Here is a 19,543-nt window from a genome sequence, read left to right on the forward strand (position 1 = left end):
ATGCTAGACCCATTGATCATGGACCGGCCAGATCGCTCTACCGGCCCGCGTACGCCGTCCGCAGCTCGCGCTTGAGGATCTTCATGCTGGGGCCGAGCGGCAGCTGGTCCGTGAACTCGACGCGGCGCGGGTACTTGTGTTTGCCGAGGTGCTCCTTGGACCAGGCGGTGACCTCGGCCGCGTCGAGGGCGGCGCCGGGCTTCGGGACGATGACGGCGCAGATCTCCTCGCCGTGCACGGCGTCGGGGAGGCCGATGACGGCGGCGTGGCCGACGCCCGGGTGGCGCATCAGGACCTCCTCGACCTCGCGCGGGTACACGTTGTAGCCGCCGCGGATGATGATGTCCTTCTTGCGGTCGACGATGCGCAGGTAGCCGTCGGCGTCCTTGGTGCCGAGGTCGCCGGTGCGGAACCAGCCGTCGACGAGGGCCTCGGCGGTCGCCTCGGGGCGGCCCAGGTAGCCGGTGAAGACGCAGTGGCCGCGGACGACGACCTCGCCCAGCTCGTCCGTCGGGAGCAGCTCGATCCGGTCCTCGACCTCGGCCCGCGCGATCTCGACGTCGACGCCCCACAGGGGCTGTCCGATGGTGCCGGGCCGTGCGCCGAAGATCGGCTGGTTCGCGGCGGCGGCCGGGGACGTCTCCGAGAGGCCGTAGCCCTCGTGGACGGTCGCGCCGAACGCCTTCTCGAAGCCCTCCAGGACCGCGACGGGCAGTGAGGCGCCGCCCGATATGCAGATCTTGAGCCGCGGCAGCTCCTCCGCGTCCGGCGCCGCCGCGAGGAGGTTCACGTACATCGTCGGGACGCCGTGGAAGGTGTTGACGTTCTCGGCGGCCATCAGCTCGATCGCGCGGTCCGCGTGGAAGCGCGGCAGGAGGACGAGGGTGGCGCCCGCGCGCCAGGTCGCGTTCAGGGAGACGGTCTGGCCGAAGGCGTGGAAGAGCGGCAGCGCTCCGAGGGCGATGTCGTCGGCGCGCACGTCGTTGGCGTCGAAGGCGCTGACCGTCGCGTTCATCACGAGGTTGAGGTGGCTCAGCTCGGCGCCCTTGGGGACGCCCGTGGTGCCGCTGGTGTAGAAGATGACGGCCGGGTCGTCGGCCTCACGGGTGACGTAGGACGCCAACGGCTCGGCCGCGTCGGTCAGTTGCTCCAGTTCGCCGACCGCGGTGAGCTGCACCATCCGTACGCCCGTCGCCTCCGCGGCGGCCGCGCCGACGGCGGCCTGCGCCGGGTGGCACAGGAGCAGCGTCGCCCCGCTGTCGTCCAGGACGTGCCGCACCTCCTCCGCCGACAGGAGCAGATGTACGGGGACGACGACCGCGCCCGCCGCGAGCGCCGCGTAGTAGGCGCGCGGGAACTCGGCCGTGTTCGGCGCCATCAGGGCGACCCGGTCCCCCGGCCGGACGCCGAGGCCGACCAGTGCGGCGGCCTGCTTGCGGGCCTGGAGCCACAACTGCGCGAAGGTGAAGCGCTGTTCGCCCTCCACGAGGCCGATCTTGTCGGGGCGGCGGCGGGCGGACTCGGCGAGGATCGCGGCGAGGGAGAGGGTTGCCATGGCGGGTGGTGCTCCGTTCGGTGCTGACTTCTGGTGCGGCTCTGGACCAGGTCGCTGCGGCGCCTTCCGGCGGCGCCGCCGTTTCACGTTCAGCCGCGCTCGACGAGGACCGCGCTGCCCTGGCCGACGCCGACGCACATGGTGGCGAGGCCGCGGGCGGCGCCGGTGCGGCGCAGGCGGTGCAGCAGGGTGGTGAGGATGCGAGCGCCCGAGCAGCCGAGGGGGTGCCCGAGGGCGATGGCGCCGCCGGTGGGGTTGACCAGGTCGGGGTCGATGCCGAGGCCGTCGACGCAGGCGAGGGCCTGCGCGGCGAACGCCTCGTTGAACTCGGCCTCCTCGATGTCACCGAGGGACCAGCCGACGCGGCCGAGCGCCTTCTGGGTGGCGGGGACCGGGCCGATGCCCATGACGTCGGGGTGGACGCCGGCGGAGGCGCCCGCGACGTAGCGACCGAGGGAGTCGAGGCCCAGGTCGTTCAGGGCTTCCTCGCTGACGAGGAGGAGGCCCGCGGCGCCGTCGTTCATCGGCGAGGCGTTGCCGGCGGTGACCGAGCCGCCCTTGCGGAAGACGGGCTTGAGGCCGCCGAGCTTCTCCAGGGAGGTGTCGGGGCGGATGCACTCGTCGGCGTCGACGACCACGCCGTCGGGCCGGGTCACGGGCAGGATCTCGGCGTCGAAGAGGCCGTCCTCGCGGGCGGCGGCGGCCCGCTGATGGCTGCGGAGCGCGAAGGCGTCCTGCCGCTCGCGCGTGATGCCGTACCGGCCGGCGACCTCTTCCGCCGTCTCGCCCATCGCGAGGACGCCGTGCAGGTCCTTCATCGCGGGGTTGACCAGGCGCCAGCCGAGACGCGTGTCGTACGTCTGCATCTGGTGCGGCAGCGCCTCGTCGGGGCGGGGCAGCACGAAGGGGGCGCGGCTCATGGACTCGGAGCCGCCCGCGAGGACGATGTCGGCCTCACCGGCGGCGATGGTGCGGGCCGCCGTGGTGACGGCCTCCATGCCGGAGGCGCAGAGCCGGTTGACGGTGGCGCCGGGCACGGACTCGGGCAGGCCGGCGAGGAGGGCGGCCATGCGGGCGACGTTCCGGTTGTCCTCGCCGGCCTGGTTGGCGGCGCCCCAGTAGATGTCGTCGATGCGGGCCGGGTCGAGCGCGGGCACGTCCGCGAGCACGCCGCGCACCACGGCGGCCGCGAGGTCGTCGGGCCGGATCGTGGAGAGCGCCCCGCGCAGTTTCCCGATGGGGGTGCGGCGGGCGGCGGCGAAGTGGACGGAACGCACGGTCAGCTCCCAGGGCCAGGGCCAGCGGTTAATTAGCACTGCTAGTTTTGGACTATAGACCCGGCGCGGGGCGACTGGGAAGAGCGACCCCCGGCGATCATCCGGTGATCAAACAGGGACATGCCGTGATCAAAAAGATGGGTCCGGTTCCGGATCTCAGGGCTGACCCTGATGTACGGGCCACGGGCCCCGCCTACATTGGTGGTCCGGCACCGCTCCGCGGACGACGACGGGGGACCACGGGGGAAAATCGGGGGACGACGTCGTCTCCGGAGCGGACAGCCGGAACCTCGCACGTGTCTGTACGCGGCTGAGCTGGGGGGCTCAGCCGCGCAGATACGGGCAGGGAACGCGCGGAGATCAGCCGCGCAGATACGTGAGGACCGCCATGACGCGGCGGTGTTCGAGGAGGTCGGGCTCCAGGCCCAGCTTGCCGAAGATGTTGCGGACGTGCGTCTCGACGGTCTTGCCGCCGATGACAAGGCGCTGCGCGATGGCCTCGTTCGAACGGCCCTCGGCCATCAGCGTCAGGACATCGCGCTCACGCCCGGTCAGCTCCTCCAGCGGGCCCGCCGTCCGCGGCGCGTTCATCAGCCGGGCCACCACCAGCGGGTCGAGCACGGTCTCGCCCGCGGCCACCCGCTTCAGCGCGCTGTGCAGCTCGTCGACGTCGGCTACCCGCTCCTTGAGCAGATAGCCGAACCCCTCGGGCCGCTCGGCCAGCGCCCGCACGGTCGACGTGGTCTCCACGTACTGGGAGAGGAGCAGCACCCCGGTGCCCGGATGGGCGGCACGGATCGCGGCGGCCGCGACCAGACCCTCGTCGGTGTGGGTCGGCGGCATCCGGATGTCGAGCAGCACGGCGTCCGGCGCGTGCACGGCGACGAGCGCGAGCAGCGGCCCGGTGTCCGCGCACGCGGCGGCGACCTCGATCCCCTCGTCGGTGAGGAGCCGCACGATCCCCTGCCGGAGGAGCGCCGAGTCCTCGGCCACGATCACCCGCACGGAAGCTCCGCCCTGATCCGGGTCCCGCCGCCCGCGGGACTGTCTATGTGCAGCACGCCGTCGACGGCGGCGAGCCGGTCGGCGAGGCCCCGAAGGCCCGTGCCGCGTGTGGTGTCGACCCCGCCGACCCCGTCGTCGACGGTCTCCACGACGAGCCGCCCGTCCTGATGCCGGGCCGAGACGCTGACGGCGCGGGCCCCCGCGTGCTTGGCCGCGTTCGACAGCGCCTCGCAGACGGTGAAGTAGGCGGTGGTCTCGACGAGGGAGTCGTACCGGCGCGGCTCGGCCGCGACCACCACCGGCAGCGTCGCCTCCTTCGCGAGCGCGGAGAGCGCGGGCCCGAGCCCCTCGCGGGTGAGGACGGCCGGATGGATGCCCTGGGCGATACCGCGCAACTCCTCGATGGCGAGCCGCAGACTCGACTCGGCCTCATCGGCGGCGGCCCGCAGCGCCTCGTCCGGATGGTCCGCGAGGCCGCGCCGCACGCGCCGCACCGACATCAGGGCGAAGACGAGCCGGGCCTGCGCCCCGTCGTGCAGGTTGCGTTCGAGGCGGCCGCGCTCGGCGTCGGCGGCCTGGACGATACGGCTGGCGACGTCCTTGGCGCGGGTCCGCAGCCACACGTTCTCCAGAGCGAGCCGCAGCGCGGCGGCGACGGATTCGAGCAGCTCCGGATCCTCCTGCAGGGCCGGATCATGGTGCAGCAGCGCGAGCGGCCGCCCGTCGGCGGCCCGCACCAGGGTGCGCCCCGGCCCCTCCGGGCCGATCTCCCCGCCGACCCCGTCCACGTACGCCCGCCGCTCCTCGCGCCACAGCCCGAGCCGCAGCGTCGGATCGCCGAGGACGCGGACGAGCGCCTCGCGCACCTTGGACGGATCGGGGTCGGTGCCGACGTCGATGACGAGCCCGCTGACCTCCGCCCGCTGCAGATGCATGCGCAGCAGACCGGCGAGGAAGGCGAACGGGACGGCGACCTGAGCCAGGTCGGAGAGCAGATAGACGGCCTGCTCGGCGACGGAACCGACCTCGCCGAACCACGGCACGACATAGAACAGCATGTCCCACATCAGGAACACGACGGCGATGCCGATGCCGATCCACGCGGGCAGCAGCGCCCGCCTGCGCGCGGCCGACGCATGACGCCAGCGCAGGACGATGGCGACGGCCGCCACCACCGAGATCGCCCACCCCGCCGCGTGGTAGACGGCGTCAAAGGCGTCGAACGCGCCGTGCCACGACGGTACGAAGATGAGGTTCGGCCCGCAGGAACGGCAGTCCAGATAGGTCGCCCCGGTGTCGACCGCCGGGTCGAACATCAGCGTGCGCAGCAGACCGCCGACGGCGACCAGCGCGTACGCGGACCGCACCAGACGCCGGGTCAGAACGGTCGTGAGCCGTCCCTCCGGAAACGAGAGAACCAGGTGCAGCAGCACCGCCATGTTCAGCGCTTCCCACCACGCGCCGAACGTGAAGAGCACGGGCACCGCGGTCCCCTGAAGGTTCCCGAAGAACCAGGTGATGCCCTCCACCACCATGAGCCGCCCGGTGTTGTTCGCGGGCCTGCGCCGCCACGCCATCATCCCGGCGACCACATACGCCCAGCCCACCGCGAGGTCCCGCACCAGATCCCCCGCGGACGCGCCCGCGCGCGCGTACGCCCACGACCCCGCCGCCCCCGACACGACAGCGACCCCGGCGGCCCCGGTCAGGCGCAGCCGAACCGCCCGCTTCCCCTGACTGTCCACGCGCCACACCGTAAGCCATTCGGGTGCGCCTGGTGCAACGCGTTCGTAGGGTGGAGCGGGCGAGGGAGTGCGGGACAGGGGGCTGGGCCGGTGGGGTCACGAAGGTTGCTGTCGTTCGCGGACGCGCTGGAGTTGCTGGGGGTGGATTCTGCGCGGGTCGCTGCGCTGGATCGGGCGTTGGGCGGGGTGTTGAACGTTGCCACGGGTGGGGTGAGCGGGACCGTGCTCGGCATGGTCTCCGGGCGCGGCCGGATCGTCGGGGCGGGCCGGGACGCGGTGCGCGGGCTCGGCGAGCGTCTCGGGCGTGCGACGGCGCGGGCCGAGCGGACGGATGTGTTGCGGGCGGCGCACACGGTGATCGTGGTGGTGGCGTGGTTCGAGGTGCTCGGGGAGGCGCGGCTGCCGTTCTCGCTGGACGAGGTGGAGCTGACGCGGGAGGAGCAGGTGCGGATCGCGCGGGTGGCGTCGGGGGACGGTTCTCACCTCGCCGGCCAGGGGCACACGCTGCTCACCGTCGTAGCGCCGATCCCCAGGCCGGACGTTCCGCCCGAGGAGACCCGTGGCCTTCTGGGCGCCTACTACACCGCCATGGCGGACACCTTCAACGACTTCCTGCAAGGACTGGCCGGGATCGACCGCCTTCCGCACCGGCAGCGTGCTGAAGCCGTGGCGCAGCTGCTGCAGCTGCCCGAAGCGGCGATCACCCGGTACGAGGAGATGTACGCCCAACTTGTCTTGCAGGCGCCGGAGTTCGCGCTCTGGACGACCCAGATCGAGCACCAAGCCACCCGCAACCAGGTGCGCCTCGCGCTCTCCGGCATCGACACCCTTCTCGCGCGCACCGCCCACACGCTCACGCCTCCCGTCGACATCGCCGCCGCCCTCGACCGCGCCCACCTCGCCGACCTCGGCCACCCCGTCCTGGACGCGACGAGCGCACCGGAGGGGTTCAGGGTCCCCGCGCTCGCGGACATGTACCTGGACCCGGATTTCCGGGTCGCGGCGCCCGGACGGCAGGGGAATCCGGCGGACGAGTACTGGTGGGAGCAGCTCGACGTCCGCCAGGACCTGACGCACTACCTCGCCGGGGCGCTGACCGGCCCGGCGCTCACCGAGGCCCCGCTCCTCGTCCTCGGCCAGCCGGGGGCGGGCAAGTCCGTGCTGACCAGGGTGCTGGCCGCGCGGCTGCCCGCCGCCGGGTTCCTGCCCGTCCGGGTCCCGCTGCGCGACGTTCGCGCCGAGGACGAGTTGCAGGACCAGATCGAGCAGGCGATCCGCGCGGTCACGGGAGAGCGCACGACGTGGCCCGACCTGGTGCGCGCGGCGGGCGGCGCCACGCCCGTACTGCTCCTGGACGGCTTCGACGAGTTGCTCCAGACGACCGGCGTCCACCACACCGACTTCCTGGTGCGCGTCGCCCGTTTCCAGCAGCGCGAGGCCGAGCAGGGCCGCACTGTCCTCGCGTTGGTGACCAGCCGGACCGCGGTCGCCGACCGGGCCCGGCACCCGGAGGGCATGGTGGCCCTGCGCCTGGAACCGTTCCGGCCGGAGCAGATCGAGCGGTGGCTGGCCATCTGGAACGCGGCCAACGCCTCCGGCGGGCGCCCGCTCTCGTGGGAGACGGTCGACCGCCACCGCGAGCTGGCCGAGCAGCCGCTGCTGCTGACGATGCTCGCGCTGCACGACGCCACCGACGGGAGGCTCCGCGGCGAGAGCGGCGAGCCGCTCGCCGTCACCGAGCTGTACGAGGAGCTCCTGTCGACGTTCGCGCGGCGTGAGGTGACGAAGACGAGCCCGGGGGCCGTGCCCGACGCCGTGCTGGACACGCGGGTGGAGCAGGAGTTGCAGCGCCTGTCCCTCGTCGCCTTCGCCCAGCTCAACTGCGGGCGCCAGTGGGTGTCGTCGGACGAGCTCGACGCGGACCTCGTGTCCCTGCTCGGCCGGCGGGCGACGCAGGACACCGGGTTCCGCACGCCGCTGGACGCGGCGGAGGTCGCCCTCGGCCGGTTCTTCTTCGTGCAGCGGGCGCAGTCGCTGCGGGACGGGCGCGTCCTCGCGACGTACGAGTTCCTGCACGCCACGTTCGGCGAGTACCTGACCGTCCGTCTGGCGCTGCGGCTCCTTGCCGATCTGCTGCCGGCCCGGCCCTCGGCGTTCTCGCTCGCCGACGGCCGGATCGACGACGACCTGGCCTACGCGCTGCTGTCGTACGCGCCGTTGTCGTCCCGGCAGATGATGCGCTTCGCCAAGGAGTTGGTGGGGCGGATGCCGGTCGCGGAACGGGAGCGGCTGGCCGCCCGTCTCGTCGAGGTTCTGCGGGTCCACGAGGCCCGTACGACCGACCAGTATCCGTCCTACCGTCCGGCCGCGCTGCGCACGGCGGCACGGCACGGTCTCTACGGTGCCAACCTGGTGTTGCTGACGGTCGTCCTGCGCGGACGGATCTCCGTGGCCGAGCTGTTCCCCCACGTCGGTGACCCCGTCCACATCTGGCACCGGCACGGCATGTTGTGGCGTTCGTCGATGGACGAGGAGCAGTGGACCGACTTCGCCCTCACCTTCACCCCTCTGCGCGGCTGGGACGAGAACGGCGGGCGGGCGCTGACGGTCACGCTGCGCGAGGGGGTGCTGCGCCCGCCCCAGCCGGTCGACGCGAACTGGATGTTCGGCTATCCGCGCGGACACGGCGGTGAGGTGTGGCAGCGGTCGTACTGGGACGAGCTGTGGCACAAGGCCGCGATCACGGGGGCGACGCCGGACTCGATCCTGCGGCTCGCGCTGGAACCGGTGATCGGCAATCTGGGCCCGGCCCTGACGACGTTCGTCCCCGTCGAGGGCGAGCGCGCCTCCTCCCTGGCGCACGACCTGCTGGTGCTCCTGCTCGACGACACGACGAAGCTGACCGACGACGAACTGACGGCGCTCTACGAACGGGCCGTGCGGGGCCTCGGTCTGATGCCGCACGGGTGGGACAACTTCGGCCGCGTCGTGCAGGCGCTGCTCACCGCCCACGAACGGGACAAGTACCGGCTCGGCGACAGTGTGCGGACCATGCTCAGGAACCAGATCCTCGGCCGCGTCGATCGGTTTTCCTGAGCGGGTCGTCCCGCACCGTCCCCTCCCGGATCAGCGCAAGCACCCGGCTGCGCAACCCCACGAACCTCTCGTCCGCCCGCGTCGCCAACTGATCACGCTCCACCGGCAGATCGACGTCCACTTCCGCCCGCACCACCGTCGGCGACCCGCTCAGCACCAGCACCCGCTCCCCCAGATACACCGCCTCGTCGATGTCGTGCGTGACGAACAGCACCGTCATCCCCCGCCCCCGCCACAACCCCCGCACCAGATCCTCGAGCTCCGCCCGCGTCTGCGCGTCCACCGCCGCGAACGGCTCGTCCATCAGCAGGATCTCGGGCTCGTAGGCCAACGCCCGTGCGATGGCGACGCGTTGCTGCATGCCGCCGGAGAGTTCCCAGGGGTAGGCGCGGCCGACGTCACCGAGGCCGACCGCGGCCAGGGCGTCGGCGACCCGTGCGCGCCGGGCCGTGCGCGACAGCGTCCGGCGCTGTCGCAGTGGCAGCTCCACGTTGGCCGCGACCCGCATCCACGGGAACAGGCTCCGCCCGTACTCCTGGAAGACGACGGCGAGCCCGGGGCGCGGTCCCGTCACCGGGGAGCCGTCCAGGGTCACCGTGCCGTCCGTCGGGCGGAGCAGGCCCGCCACGCATTTCAACAGGGTCGTCTTGCCACACCCGGACGGGCCGACGACGCACACCAGCTCGCCCTCCGGCACCCGGAACGTCAGGTCCCGCAGCGCCTCCGCACTCCGGTGACCGGACCCCTCGTAGACCTTCCGCAACCCTTTGACCTCAAGCACCGCCGCTCCCCGTCCTCCGTCGTGCGCCGCGTGAGCCGTAATACCAGGCGAGCGCCCGCCGCTCCACGAGGGTGAACAGGAGCGCGAGGGCGACGCCGAGCAGGCCGAGGACGAGGATGCCGGTCCACATCTCCGGGATGGCGAAGCCGCGCTGGAACTGGACGACGGCGTAGCCCAGGCCGTTGCTGGCGGCGAACATCTCGCTGATGACCATGAGGATGACGCCGATGGAGAGGGCCTGGCGCAGGCCGGTGAAGATCTGCGGGCTCGCCGAGGGGAGGACGAGGGAGCGCAGGCGGGCCGCGCCCCGCACGCCGTACGCGCGAGCCGTCTCCGCCGCGACCGGGTCGACCGCCCGCACCCCCGCCACCGTGTTGAGCAGGACCGGCCAGACGCAGCCGGACGCGATGACGGCGATCTTCATCGTGTCGCCGATGCCCGCGAAGAGCATGATGACGGGGACGAGGACGGGCGGCGGCACGGCGCGCAGGAACTCCAGGGCGGGTTCGCAGACGGCGCGTGCCGTGCGGGAGAGGCCGATGCCGATGCCGAGGACGACGCCCGCGAGCGCCGCCGACGCGTAGCCGGCCGCGAGCCGCAGCAGGCTGGGGACGACGTCGGCGCGGATGCGGTCCGCCGTCCACACGTCGCCGAAGCGGGAGAGGATCGTGCGCAGCGGCGGCGCGTAGACGCTCGTGCTGGAGGCGGAGGCCAGCCACCAGACGGCGACGAGGAGGCAGGGCAGGGCGAGGGTGAGGAGGACAGTGCGCAGGGTTCGTACGATCATGCGGGGACCTCCGCGCGTACCGACGGGTGCCAGGCCAGCGCACGCCGCTCCACCAGCCGCGCCCCCGTGTTGATCAATACGCCGAGGCAGCCGGTGACCACGATCGACGCGTACATCTCCGGTACCGCCTGCGAGGTCTGCGCGACGGCGATACGGGTGCCGAGGCCGGGCGCTCCGATGACGAGTTCGGCCGTGATGGCGAGGATCAGGGCGACGGCGGCGGCGAGCCGTATGCCCGTCATCACGTACGGCAGGGCCGTGGGCCACACGACGTGCCGGACGCGGGCCCAGGTGCCGAGGCCGAAGGCGCGGGCGGTGTCGTCGGCGACGGGGTCGACGTCGCGGACGCCGTACAGGACCTGCACGAGGACCGGCCAGAACGAGGCGTAGACGACGAGGAGCAGCACCGAGCGCAGCTCCGTGCCGTAGAGCAGGACGGCCAGCGGGATGAGCGCGACGGAGGGGATCGGGCGCAGGAACTCGATGGTGGAGGCCGTGAACGCGCGCAGGTGCGGGACCGTCGCGATGACCACTCCGGCGATGATTCCGGCGACGCTCGCCAGGGCGAGGCCGGCCGCCCAGCCGGTGAGGGTGTCGCCGAGGGCCGTCCAGAAGGCGGGATCGGTGAGTTCGTCGCCGAGAGCCTTCATGGTGGTGGTGAAGGGCGGGAAGTAGGCGTTGTCGACGACACCGGTGCGCGCCACCGTTTCCCACAGTGCCGCGCACGCGAGCAGTCCCAGGGCGCCGAGGATCACGGAAGGAGCGCGTTCAGGTCCGGGGCCTTTCTGAACTGGCCGTCCTGCTCGCCCAGTTCGGCCAGTTTCTCGATCGACGCGCGGTTGGCGGTCCCTGGCCAGCGCGGCAGGATCAGTTCGCCGCGGAGCGAGGCGGGGATCTTGGTGTAGGTGGTGAGGATGGCGCGGACCTCGTCGGGGTGCGTGTCAGCGTAGGCGAGGGACTCCTTGGTCGCGGCCGTGAACCGTTCGACGATGTCGGGGTGGTTCTTGGCGTACGTGGTCGAGGTGAAGTACATCGCGACGGTGAGGTCGGGCGCGGTGTCGGTGAAGTTGGAGGCGATGACGCGGCCGCCCTCCGCCTTGACGGTGGCGAGGGCGGGCTCGACGACCTGGGCCGCGTCGATCTGGTCGCCGGCCAGGGCGGCGGGCATCTGGTCGAACGCCATCTCGACGAACTTCACCTTCGACGGGTCGCCGCCCGCCTTGCGGACGGACTCGCGGACCGTGGTGTCGTTGATGTTCTTGAGCGTATTGACGGCGACCGTCCTGCCCTCGAGGTCCTTCGCCGTCTTGAGGGGGCTGCCCTTCTTGACGACGACGGCGCCGAAGTCGGCACCCGGCTTGCCGGTGGAGTTCACGCCGTTGACGACGGCCTCGACGGGGACGCCGTTCGACTGGGCGATCATCAGCGACATCACGTTGGAGAAGCCGAACTGGGTCTGCCCGCTGACGACCGAGGGCACGATCGCCGCGCCGCCCTGCGCCGTGGACAGGGCGAGCCGGAGCTTCCGCTTCTTGTAGAAGCCCTTCTGCTGGCCGAGGTAGACCGGCGCGACGTCGAGGATCGGGATGACGCCGAGCTTCACCGTCGTCTCCCCCGCCGCGTTCGTGGGCGAGCGCGAGCCGCTGGTGCCGGAGTCGGAGCCGGATCCGCAGGCCGCCGCGGTCGTGAGCAGGGCCACGGTGGCGAGCGCGGTGCACGTGCGACGGGTGCGAGACATGGATCCCCCCTGGGACTCAGCGGGAACATAGAGCCCGCGCCCCAAGGGGTCAATCCCGTTGACCGGCACAGGAGTTGACAGTTCGCGCAGCGTACCCGCAGAGAGCCGCCGAGCTGACTGATGCGCCGGTCAGTATCGCAATACACGCCTCAGCACGGGTTTTATGGGGCCTGGTGTTGAGTTCTTCTCAATACGTGGTTAGGGTCGGGCACCGTGGAAACCACCGACACCGCTGCCCAGGTCCGCGAGGTCATCGCCGCCGCGGGCGTCAGTCAGCGCGAGTTCGCGCGCCGCATCGTCATGGATCCGTCGAAGCTGTCCCGCTCGCTGAGCGGCTCCCGCCGCTTCACCGCCGCCGAGCTGGCGCGGATCGCCGACGAGGGGCGCGTCGACGTCGGGCGGCTGCTCGGCACCCGGCCGCTGCCGGAGCCGGAGCCGACGGCCGCCGTCCCCGTCGAGGGCGGACGGCCGTTGCAGATCGTCCGCGAGACGGTCCGGCTGATCGCCGAGCACGGTTTCCACGCGGTGCGGGTCGCGGACATCGCCCGCGCCTGCGCCACCAGCACCGCCGCGATCCACTACCACTTCCCCGGCCGCGCCGACCTCCTCGAGGCCGCCGTGCGCTGGTGCATGGACGAGGACACCGCACGCCGCGCCGCCCGGCTCGCCTCGGCGGACGACGCGGTCGCGGAGCTGGCCCAGCTGATCGAGCTCCAGACGCCGCGCACCGCGCAGCAGCGCCGCCAGTGGGCGGTCTGGCTCGACCTGTGGGCGGAGGCGGCGCGCTCCACGGCGGTGGGCCGGCTGCACGCCGAGTACTACCGGCAGTGGCGCGAGACCGTCGCCGACGTCGTACGGAGAGGGGTCGCGCAGGGCGTGTTCCGCGCGGCGGCCGACCCGGAGGCGGCGGCACTGACCCTGACCGCGCTCATCGACGGCCTGGCGACCCAGGTCCTGGCATCGGGCACCCCCCACATCTCCCCCGACGCCATGCAGACAGCACTGGAGACACACGTAGGAACGGCGCTGCTGAAAGCACCGTAAGGGGCGCGGGGAACGGCGCGAGCAACCACGTGATCCCGCACCCGCGCACCACACACATGCCCGACGGCGACCAGGCCACATGGGAGGCCCCACCATGCCCATCACCGAGAACGTCATCATCACCTGCGCCCTGACCGGCGCGGGCGACACCGTCCGCAAAAGCCCCCACGTCCCGGTCACCCCGGAACAGATAGCCCAGAACGCGGTGCAGGCCGCCGAGGCCGGCGCCGCCGTCGTCCACATCCACGTACGCGACCCGGAGACGGGCGCCCCGTCCCGCGATCCGAAGCTGTACCGGGAGGTCGTCGAACGCGTCAAGGAGACCGGCACCGACGTCGTCATCAACCTCACCGCGGGCATGGGCGGCGACCTGGTCATCGACCCCGAGAACCCGCTGACCCACCTGCCCGGCACCGACCTCGTCGGCGGGCTCGAACGGCTGCCGCACGTCGAGGACCTGCTCCCCGACATCTGCACGCTCGACTGCGGCTCCCTCAACTTCGGCGACGGCTCGAACCTCTACGTCTCCACGCCCGACATGCTCCGCACCGGCGCCCGCCGCATCCAGGAGCTGGGCGTCCGCCCCGAGCTGGAGATCTTCGACACGGGCCAGCTGTGGTTCGCCAAGCAGCTTCTCGCGGAGGGGCTGCTCGACGATCCGACCGTCTTCCAGCTGTGCATGGGCGTCCCGTGGGGCGCCCCGGCCGACCCGGGCGTGCTCCAGTCGATGGTCACCATGCTCCCGGAGGGCGCCCGTTGGGCGAGTTTCGCGCTCGGGCGGATGCAGATGCCGTGGGTGGCGCAGTCGATCCTGCTCGGCGGCCACGTCCGCGTGGGCCTGGAGGACAACCTGTACCTCGGCAAGGGCAACAAGGCGACCAACGCCCAGCTCGTGGAGCGGGCGGTGACGATCACCGAGTCGCTGGGCGCGCGCGTCGCGACCCCGGACGAGGCCCGTGAACTCCTCGGCCTGCGCCCCCGGAAGGAGAACCGCTGATGAGCCTGGTAGCTCCCGAAGAGGTGCGCCGTGTCGCCTGTGTCGGCGCCGGTGTCATCGGCGGCGGCTGGGTCGCCCACTTCCTGGCCCGCGGCTACGACGTCACGGCGTGGGACCCGGCGCCCGACGCCGAGGCGAGGCTGCGCCGCCTGGTGGACGCGGCCTGGCCCGCGCTCATCCAGCTCGGGCTCGCGCAGGGCGCGTCCCGCGACCGCCTGACGGTGGCCCCGACGCTCGAACTGGCCGTCGCCGACGCCCAGTTCATTCAGGAGAGCGCGCCCGAGAAGCTCGACCTCAAGCGCGACCTCCTGGCCCGTCTGGACGCGGCGACCCCGCCCGGCGTCGTCATCGCCTCCTCCACGTCGGGCTACCCGATGACAGACATGCAGACCACGGCCGCGGACGCGTCACGCCTGGTCGTCGGGCACCCTTTCAACCCGCCCTATCTGATCCCGCTCGTCGAGGTCGTCGGCGGCGAGCGCACCGACGCGGCGGCCGTCGCCTGGGCCTCCCGGTTCTACGAGGCGGCGGGCAAGTCGGTCATCACCATGGACCGCGAGGTGCCCGGCTTCATCGCGAACCGGCTGCAAGAAGCCTTGTGGCGCGAGGCGTTGCACATGGTCGCCAACGGCGAGGCGACGGTCCGCGACATCGACGCCTCCATCACCGAGGGCCCTGGCCTGCGGTGGGCCGTCATGGGCCCGATGCTGACGTTCGCGCTCGCGGGCGGTGAGGGCGGCATGGCGCACATGCTGGACCACTTCGGCCCCTCCCTGAAGGCACCGTGGACCCGCCTCGACGCGCCCGAACTCGACAAGGCGCTCTACGACGCGGTGGTCGCCGGCTGCGACGACGCCGCGGACGGCCGCACCATCGCCGACCTCGTGGCCGAACGCGACCGGGGCGTCATCGACGTCCTGCGCGCGACAGGCCGCCTGGGCGGGAAGGAGGGGCCCCGGTGATCCCCCTCCTGCACCGGACGGTCCGCCCCGAGTGGATCGACTACAACGGCCACATGAGCGAGGCGTTCTACGTCCTCGCCTTCGGCCACGCCACGGACGCGATGATGATCGAGACGGGCCTGCACTCCGCGTACCGCGAGTCGACCGGCTGCTCCCTCTACACGGTCGAGTCCCACATCCGCTTCCTGCGCGACGTACCCGAGGGCGCCCATCTCGCCCTCCGCACAAGGGTGTTGGGCGCCGCCGCGAAGAAGGCGCGCTTCACGCACGAGATGTACGTGGTCGATGACGCGTCCGGCGCGCCGGGCCCGGACGCGGCGCCGGTGGCGACGACGGAGCTGCTCGCGGTCCACGTCGACCAGCAGGCGGGCCGGGCGGCCCCGTTCCCGGACGCGATCCGCGAACGGTTCGCCGAACTGACGGAACCGGCGCCCGAGTGGGCGGGCCGGTCGATCGCGGCGGTGGGCTGAGCGCGGCGTGTGCGCCGGGCGCGGAGTGTGCGCGGCGCGCCGAGTGTGTCCGGGGCGCGGCTGGCCGTCGCCGCGCCCCGGGAACCGGCGTGCTCTAACGCGCCCCGGAACCGGCGTGCCCTAATACGGCCGGTCCCCCGCGATGGCGACGCGCTCCGCGACCCGGCGCGCTTCGCCGTAGTCCGCGACGGCGTAGTGCTGCGTGGCCCGGTTGTCCCAGAACGCGATGTCGCCCGCCTGCCAGCGGAAGCGGACCTGGAACTCGGGGACGTGCGCCTGCTGGAAGAGGAGCCGCAGCAGCCGGTCGCTCTCGGCGCGTTCGAGGCCGACGATGCGGGTGGTGAAGGAGGTGTTGACGAAGAGCATCCGCCGGCCGGTCTCGGGGTGGCGCCGGACGACCGGGTGGTGCACGGGCGGGAACGCGTCCTGCCAGCGGGCGAGACGCTCGGGCCCGTAGAAGCGGCGGAAGCCGGGCAGGAAGTCGTGTTCGGCGACGGCTCCGTCGATGCGGGTCTTCACGTCGTCGGGGATGTTGTCGTAGGCGGCCGCCATGTCGGCCCATATGGTGTCGCCGCCGGACGGCGGGACCTCGCGCAGTTGCAGCACCGCGCCCATGGCGGGCCGTGCGCGGAAGGTGACGTCGGTGTGCCACACGTTCTCGAACGACGGCGTGCCCCCGGCGCTCTTGTCGAACCGTACGACGTCGTCGCTGTCGCCGCGTTCGAGGAGCGGATTGGTCTCCAACTCCCCCCAGTTGCGAGCGAATTGGCGCTGGCTGTCGCTGCTGAGGTGCTGGCCGCGGAAGAACAGCACCTTCCATTCGAGCAGGGCCCGGTTCAGGTCCTCGCGCAGCGCGTCGGTGAGCGGGCGCGAGAGGTCGAGGCCGCGGATCTCGGCGCCGATCGTGGCCGCCTGCGGGACGACCTCGAACAGCTCGTACGGGCGCTCGCGCCATCCGTCGGGCGTGCGGCGCAGCAGGCGGCGGCCCTCGTAGAGGCCGTCGGCGGGGATGAGCGCGGGGCGCAGCTGGGCGGTTGCGGGGGTTTCTGGGGAAATTTCCGTCACGGACATGGGCACTCTCCGGTGGGCGCGCGGTGATCGCGTCCTCGCGCGGCGTGGCAAGGATCGCGAGGGTGAGCCGTACGGGCGCGGCCCGTGGAGGAAGGCAGAGGGGCCTGCGGAACGTACGGAGAGGAAAGCGGCGAGGGACCTGCGTCCGCTACAAGCCGCTGCGCGCGCAACCACATCGGTCCGGCGCGGTGGCCGTTCCGAAAGCGTGGGCGCGATAGGTGAACATACCCTTATCCTGCGCCGTGAATGATCTTCGCGTCAATAGCGCGCCGCCCCCGCGTTCGGCGGGGGCGGCGTCCGGCGTGCGGTTCAGGCCACCGGGACGGGGACCGGGAAGGTCGGGTACTCCACGCCCGAGACGTGCTGGACGACGCGGATCACCTGGCACGAGTAGCCGAACTCGTTGTCGTACCAGAGGTAGAGGATCGCGTTGTCGCCGTCGACCTTGGTCGCGCCCGCGTCGACGATCGAGGCGTGGCGCGAGCCGATGAAGTCGCTGGAGACGGCGTCGGGGGCGGTGGTGAAGTCGATCTGCCGCTTGAGCGGTGAGGTCAGCGAGACCTGGCGCAGGTAGTCGAGGACCTCCTCGCGGGTGGCCTCGCGGCCGAGGCGCAGGCTGAGGATGGCGATCGAGACGTCGGGCACGGGCACGCGGATCGAGCTGCCGGTGATCGGCGCTTCGAGGTCGGGCAGCGCCTTGGCGACGGCGGAGGCGGCGCCGGTCTCGGTGATGACCATGTTGAGCGGCGCGGAGCGGCCCCGGCGGTCGGCCTTGTGGTAGTTGTCGAGCAGGTTCTGGTCGTTGGTGAACGAGTGGACCGTCTCGACGTGGCCGCGCAGGACCCCGTACTCGTCGGCCATCGCCTTGAGCGGCGGCACGATCGCGTTGGTGGTGCAGGAGGCGCAGGACAGGATCTGCTCGTCCGGCTTGATCATGTCGTGGTTGACGCCGTGCACGATGTTGGGCACGTCGCCCTTGCCGGGGGCGGTCAGGACGACCTTGTCGATACCGGGGCGCAGGTGCTGCGAGAGGCCCTCGCGGTCGCGCCACTTGCCGGTGTTGTCGATGAGGATCGCGTCGCGGATGCCGTAGGCGGTGTAGTCGATCTCCGACGGGTCGTTCGCGTGGATCACCTTGATGGCATTGCCGTTGGCGTTGATCGTGCTGTTCGCCTCGTCAACGGTGATCGTGCCCTGGAACTGGCCGTGGATGGAGTCGCGGCGCAGCAGCGAGGCGCGCTTCACGAGGTCCTCGCCGGCCCGGTCGCCACCGCCGCGCACGACGATGGCGCGCAGCCGCAGGCCGTTGCCCGAGCCCGCCTTCTCGATGAGGAGGCGGGCGACGAGGCGGCCGATCCGGCCGAAGCCGTAGAGGACGACGTCGCGTCCGGCGCCGCGCTCCGCCTTGTTCGCGCCCATGGCACCGGCGACGGCCTCGGCGGTGAACTCCTCGACGGAGAGCCCGCGTTCGTCACCCCGGTACGTCGTCGCGAGCATGCCGATGTCGATCTGCGACGGGCCCAGGTCGAGGCCGGCCAGGGCGTGCAGGAACGGCATCGTCTCGGTGACCGAGAGCTCGGCGCCGGCTATCTGCCGGGCGAATCGGTGGGTCTTGAGAATGCTCACCACCGACTTGTTCACCAAGGAGCGGCTGTGCAGCAGGACGTTCACGTCCCGCTCCCTGTGCAGCTTCCCGATGATCGGGATCATCGACTCCGCGGTCTCCTCGCGGTGCTTCCAATTGGTGAACGAGTCGTCATTGACAGTCACGTGCGTCTCTTTCGAGCTAGGCGGCGCTCATATGCTAACCCGCCCGCTCAGCGGCGCTCCGGCGCCCCCTTGAACGGTCCGCCGGCGCCGAACGCCCGCTCCGCGAACCGCTCGCCCATGCGGCGGTGGGCGGCGGCGTCGGGGTGGATGTCGTCGGGCAGCGGCAGCTCGGCGTGGTCGTCCTCGCCGTACAGGGCGCGGCCGTCGAGGTAGTGCAGGTGCGGGTCGTCGGCCGCGCGCTGCTCGACGATGCGGGCCAGCTCCGCGCGGATGATGTTCAGGGTGAGCTTGCCCTGGGCGCGTTCGGCGGGGTCACCCATGGCCCGGAACTTGAGCTGTCCGCTGTCGGCGAGCAACTGCATGTCCGGGGCGGCGGGGCCCGGGGTGTCCTCGTGGATGGGGCACAGGATGGGCGAGACGACGAGCAGCGGCGTCGTCGGGTGGCCTTCCCTGATGGTGTCGAGGAAGCCGTGCACGGCCGGGCCGAAGATGCGCAGCCTCATGCCGTCGTAGTTGACGATGTTGATCCCGACCTTGACGCTGATCAGGTCGGCGGGGGTGTCCCGGATGGTGCGGGCGGTGAACGGGTCCAGCATGGCACTGCCGCCGAACCCGAGGTTGATCAGGTGGGCGTCGGCGAGCGCCGCCGCGCGGGCGGGCCAGATCGTGGTGGGGCTCGCGGCGTTGGAGCCGTGGCTGATGGAGCTGCCGTGGTGCAGCCACACCGGGCGGCCGCGGTCCTCCGCGGGCTCGACGGGGGCGTCGGTGCGCAGGGCGAGGAGTTCGGTGGTCTCGTCGTGCGGGAGCCAGATCTCGACGTCCTTGTCGGTGTCGGGGAGGTCGTCGAAGCGCAGGGTGCCGGGCGGGCCCGGGGTGCTCTCGAAGGTCCCGGCGGCCATGTCGATGGTCATGGTGTCGCCGCCGGAGACGCTGCCCTGCCGGGCGAGCCGCCCGTCGACCAGGAGATCGTAGATCCCGTCGGGCCTGCCCGGCAGGCCGGTGTAGGCGCGCTTGGTGGGCAGGGTGTCCAGCTCGATGACGGTGGCGCGGCTGCGGAAGGCGATCCGGACGCCGGACGGCTGGGCCTCGACCATGGCCAGCTGGCCGTCGCTGTTCTGGGCGCGGGCCCAGGCGGGCAGCCGGTGCGGGAGGAGGCCGCGCTCGGTGCGCTCGAGGTCGATCGCACCGTGGACGAGGGCGGGGGTGAGCGGGGTGGTGACCCAGGGGGTGTCGGTACTCAAGACG

Annotated in this window: 16 protein-coding genes; 5 read left to right on the forward strand and 11 right to left on the reverse strand. The window is 72.0% G+C overall.

Going from position 1 to position 19,543, the window contains the following annotated elements; all coding sequences use genetic code 11:
• Positions 1-37 precede the first annotated feature (37 nt).
• The 4 genes from C1N81_RS11965 to C1N81_RS11980 all read right to left on the reverse strand — a co-directional run bounded on the left by C1N81_RS11965 (position 38) and on the right by C1N81_RS11980 (position 5,582).
• Positions 38-1,555 carry a long-chain-fatty-acid--CoA ligase gene (locus C1N81_RS11965; RefSeq protein WP_394428772.1) on the reverse strand — a complete coding sequence of 506 codons (1,518 nt, stop codon included), beginning with the start codon at positions 1,553-1,555 and terminating at the stop codon, positions 38-40.
• A gap of 89 nt (positions 1,556-1,644) precedes the next feature.
• Complete coding sequence (locus tag C1N81_RS11970; RefSeq protein WP_394428773.1) at positions 1,645-2,832, reverse strand: thiolase family protein; 1,188 nt, start codon at positions 2,830-2,832, stop codon at positions 1,645-1,647.
• Positions 2,833-3,192: 360 nt separating this feature from the next.
• Entirely contained in the window at positions 3,193-3,831 is a 639-nt protein-coding gene (locus C1N81_RS11975; RefSeq protein ID WP_394437873.1) for a LuxR C-terminal-related transcriptional regulator, read from the reverse strand.
• Complete coding sequence (locus C1N81_RS11980) at positions 3,828-5,582, reverse strand: sensor histidine kinase (protein WP_394428774.1); 1,755 nt, start codon at positions 5,580-5,582, stop codon at positions 3,828-3,830. Before C1N81_RS11980 ends, C1N81_RS11975 begins: the two co-directional genes overlap by 4 nt.
• A 141-nt stretch (positions 5,583-5,723) precedes the next feature.
• Between C1N81_RS11980 and C1N81_RS11985 the strand changes: the two genes are divergently transcribed.
• Positions 5,724-8,678, forward strand: a complete 2,955-nt coding sequence (locus C1N81_RS11985; protein ID WP_394437875.1) for an NACHT domain-containing protein — start codon at positions 5,724-5,726, stop codon at positions 8,676-8,678.
• On the opposite strand, the gene C1N81_RS11990 is transcribed toward C1N81_RS11985, so the two are convergent.
• Genes C1N81_RS11990 through C1N81_RS12005 form a run of 4 tightly spaced genes read right to left on the reverse strand, consistent with a single transcriptional unit; the run spans position 8,638 to position 11,984 of the window.
• Positions 8,638-9,459, reverse strand: a complete 822-nt coding sequence (locus C1N81_RS11990; protein WP_394428775.1) for an ABC transporter ATP-binding protein — start codon at positions 9,457-9,459, stop codon at positions 8,638-8,640. The genes C1N81_RS11985 and C1N81_RS11990 overlap by 41 nt on opposite strands.
• Entirely contained in the window at positions 9,452-10,246 is a 795-nt protein-coding gene (locus tag C1N81_RS11995) for an ABC transporter permease (RefSeq protein WP_394428776.1), read from the reverse strand. Before C1N81_RS11995 ends, C1N81_RS11990 begins: the two co-directional genes overlap by 8 nt.
• Positions 10,243-10,998, reverse strand: a complete 756-nt coding sequence (locus C1N81_RS12000; protein WP_394437877.1) for an ABC transporter permease — start codon at positions 10,996-10,998, stop codon at positions 10,243-10,245. The genes C1N81_RS11995 and C1N81_RS12000 overlap by 4 nt, the downstream gene beginning before the upstream one ends.
• On the reverse strand, positions 10,998-11,984 hold the full coding sequence (locus tag C1N81_RS12005) for an ABC transporter substrate-binding protein (protein WP_394428777.1): 987 nt from the start codon (positions 11,982-11,984) through the stop codon (positions 10,998-11,000). Before C1N81_RS12005 ends, C1N81_RS12000 begins: the two co-directional genes overlap by 1 nt.
• Before the next feature lie 213 nt (positions 11,985-12,197).
• Between C1N81_RS12005 and C1N81_RS12010 the strand changes: the two genes are divergently transcribed.
• The 4 genes from C1N81_RS12010 to C1N81_RS12025 all read left to right on the forward strand — a co-directional run bounded on the left by C1N81_RS12010 (position 12,198) and on the right by C1N81_RS12025 (position 15,457).
• A complete protein-coding gene (locus tag C1N81_RS12010) occupies positions 12,198-13,028 on the forward strand; it encodes a TetR family transcriptional regulator C-terminal domain-containing protein (protein WP_394428778.1) in 831 nt (276 codons plus the stop codon).
• 94 nt (positions 13,029-13,122) lie between these two features.
• Positions 13,123-14,025, forward strand: coding sequence for a BKACE family enzyme (locus tag C1N81_RS12015; RefSeq protein WP_394428779.1), 903 nt, complete (start codon positions 13,123-13,125; stop codon positions 14,023-14,025).
• On the forward strand, positions 14,025-14,987 hold the full coding sequence (locus tag C1N81_RS12020) for a 3-hydroxyacyl-CoA dehydrogenase NAD-binding domain-containing protein (RefSeq protein WP_394428780.1): 963 nt from the start codon (positions 14,025-14,027) through the stop codon (positions 14,985-14,987). The genes C1N81_RS12015 and C1N81_RS12020 overlap by 1 nt, the downstream gene beginning before the upstream one ends.
• Positions 14,984-15,457 carry a thioesterase family protein gene (locus C1N81_RS12025; protein ID WP_394428781.1) on the forward strand — a complete coding sequence of 158 codons (474 nt, stop codon included), beginning with the start codon at positions 14,984-14,986 and terminating at the stop codon, positions 15,455-15,457. The genes C1N81_RS12020 and C1N81_RS12025 overlap by 4 nt, the downstream gene beginning before the upstream one ends.
• A 120-nt stretch (positions 15,458-15,577) precedes the next feature.
• Here the strand turns inward: C1N81_RS12025 and C1N81_RS12030 are convergent, their stop codons facing one another.
• The 3 genes from C1N81_RS12030 to C1N81_RS12040 all read right to left on the reverse strand — a co-directional run bounded on the left by C1N81_RS12030 (position 15,578) and on the right by C1N81_RS12040 (position 19,539).
• Positions 15,578-16,528 carry a TauD/TfdA dioxygenase family protein gene (locus C1N81_RS12030; protein WP_394428782.1) on the reverse strand — a complete coding sequence of 317 codons (951 nt, stop codon included), beginning with the start codon at positions 16,526-16,528 and terminating at the stop codon, positions 15,578-15,580.
• A gap of 309 nt (positions 16,529-16,837) precedes the next feature.
• Complete coding sequence (locus C1N81_RS12035) at positions 16,838-18,298, reverse strand: glyceraldehyde-3-phosphate dehydrogenase (RefSeq protein WP_394428783.1); 1,461 nt, start codon at positions 18,296-18,298, stop codon at positions 16,838-16,840.
• Positions 18,299-18,345: 47 nt separating this feature from the next.
• A complete protein-coding gene (locus C1N81_RS12040; RefSeq protein ID WP_394428784.1) occupies positions 18,346-19,539 on the reverse strand; it encodes a GDSL-type esterase/lipase family protein in 1,194 nt (397 codons plus the stop codon).
• Positions 19,540-19,543 lie beyond the last annotated feature (4 nt).

The organism is Streptomyces sp. SGAir0957 (genome assembly GCF_043523415.1).